The organism is Oleomonas cavernae, assembly GCF_003590945.1.
GTDB classification, from domain to species: Bacteria; Pseudomonadota; Alphaproteobacteria; order Zavarziniales; family Zavarziniaceae; genus Zavarzinia; species Zavarzinia cavernae.
Window position 1 is genome coordinate 1 of record NZ_QYUK01000007.1, and the last position, 2016, is coordinate 2016.

Annotated in this window: 2 protein-coding genes; both read right to left on the reverse strand. The window is 69.7% G+C overall.

All coding sequences use genetic code 11. From position 1 onward, the window contains the following. On the reverse strand, positions 1-1013 hold a 1013-nt coding region (locus tag D3874_RS00170; RefSeq protein ID WP_233559766.1), incomplete at its 3' end, for a 1-deoxy-D-xylulose-5-phosphate synthase N-terminal domain-containing protein. Positions 1014-1106: 93 nt separating this feature from the next. Next, on the reverse strand, positions 1107-2016 hold a 910-nt coding region (locus tag D3874_RS00175), incomplete at its 5' end, for a polyprenyl synthetase family protein (protein WP_233559767.1).

The following is a 2016-nucleotide window of genomic DNA, read 5'->3' on the forward strand; positions in this document are numbered from 1 at the left end:
CCTTCGCGCATCGCCGGGGTGATGCCGACCACCTTGGGGTCACGCGCCGCGGCCTCGCAGAGCCAGTCGCCGAAGACCTGGGTGTAGGCCGGCTTGCCGCCCGGCTTCTTGGCCGGGAAGGCGCCGGTCACGGGGTCGAACTGGGTGACGCCGTGGTACTTGATCGGGTCGGCCTCGGCCGGGTCGAAGCCCTTGCCCTTGACCGTCAGCACGTGCAGCAGCTGCGGGCCCCTGGCGTCCTTCAGGCGCTCGAAGGCGGCGAGCAGGGCGTCGAGGTCGTGGCCGTCGATGGGGCCGTGGTAGCTGAAGCCCAGCGTCTCGAACAGCGCGCCGGGATTCTCCAGGTGCGCCTCGTTGTGCTCGTCGTCGTCCGTGGTCAGGCGGTTGCCGTGCGGGGCGGCGAGGCCGAGCTTGTTCACCAGCCTTGCCGAGTGGTTGCGCAGGGCGCCGACGTTCTCGGAGATCGACATGTCGTTGTCGTTGTAGACCACCAGCATGTCCAGGCCGATATGGCCGGCGTGGTTCAGGGCCTCGAAGGCCATGCCGCCGGTCATGCCGCCGTCGCCGATGATGGCGACCGCACGGCGCTTCTCGCCCTTGATGCGCGCCGCGGCGGCCATGCCGGCGGCAGCGGAGATCGAGGTGGAGGAGTGGCCCACGCCGAAGGTGTCGTACTCGCTTTCGCCGCGGTGGCAGAACGGCATCAGGCCGTTGAGGCGGCGGATCGTCTCCAGGCGCGCGCGGCGGCCGGTGATCATCTTGTGCGGGTAGGCCTGATGGCCCACGTCCCAGACCAGGCGGTCGCGCGGCGTCTCGAAGGCGTAGTGCAGCGCCAGCGTCAGTTCCACGGTGCCGAGGTTGGCGGCGAAGTGCCCGCCGATGCGGCCCAGCGTTTCGATCAGGTAACGCCGCATCTCCACCGCCAGGTGAGGCAGCTCGGAGAGCGGCAGGCGACGCAGATCCGCCGGCGTGTTCACGCGGCCCAGCAAGGTGTAACCGGGAATTTCGACCATGTCGGAATTATGAACCCTAGGTGCGCCACATTGGTGCAATCGCCGTGCAATTATGCGTTTCTTGCTGCAATGCAGCAAACCCGCCGCTTCAGGCTAGCGCTTGCGCCCCTGGATGTGATTGGCCAGCCAGATCAGCGGCTCGGCCTCCGGGCCAAAGACGTTGATGGCGGCACGGGCGATGTCGAACAGCTCCTCGGCGCGCTCGCGCGCGGCCGGCAGGCCCATGACGGCCGGGTAGGTGGACTTGTGGGCCGCCTCGTCCTTGCCGGCGGTCTTGCCCAGCGTGGCGGCGTTGCCCTCGATGTCGAGGATGTCGTCCTGGATCTGGAAGGCCAGGCCCAGGCACTTGCCGTAGCGGTCCAGGGCATAGAGGTGGGCGCTGTCCAGCGGCGACTTGGCGTAGCAGGCCATCAGCAGGCAGGCGCGGATCATGGCGCCGGTCTTGTGGATGTGCAGGGCTTCCAGCTCGGGCAGGCTCAGCTCCTTGCCCTCGGACTCCAGGTCCACCGCCTGGCCGCCGACCATGCCGCGGGAGCCGGCGGCATCGCCCAGCACCTCGATCATCTTCAGGCGCTGCAGCGGGTCCAGGCCGGAGCCATGGTCGTGGGCCAGCACGAAGAAGGCCAGGGCCTGCAGGCCGTCGCCGACCAGGATCGCGGTGGCCTCGTCGTAGGCCTTGTGAACGGTGGGTCGGCCGCGGCGCAGGTCGTCGTCGTCCATCGCCGGCAGGTCGTCGTGGACCAGCGAGTAGGCGTGGATCAGCTCCGCGGCGCAGGCCGGGGTGTCCAGGGCGGTGGGCGGCAGGCCCAGCACCTCGCCGGCGGCGTAGACCAGCAGGGGGCGCAGGCGCTTGCCGCCGTCGCTGGCATAGCGCATCGCGGCATGCAGGCGGGCCGGGTACTGGGTTTCCTGGGGCAGCCAGCGGTCGAAGCTGCGGCGCAGGCGTTCCTGGTAGGCCGGGACGCGTTCGGCGAAGGAAGCGCCGTTCACGCGTCGGCGTCCG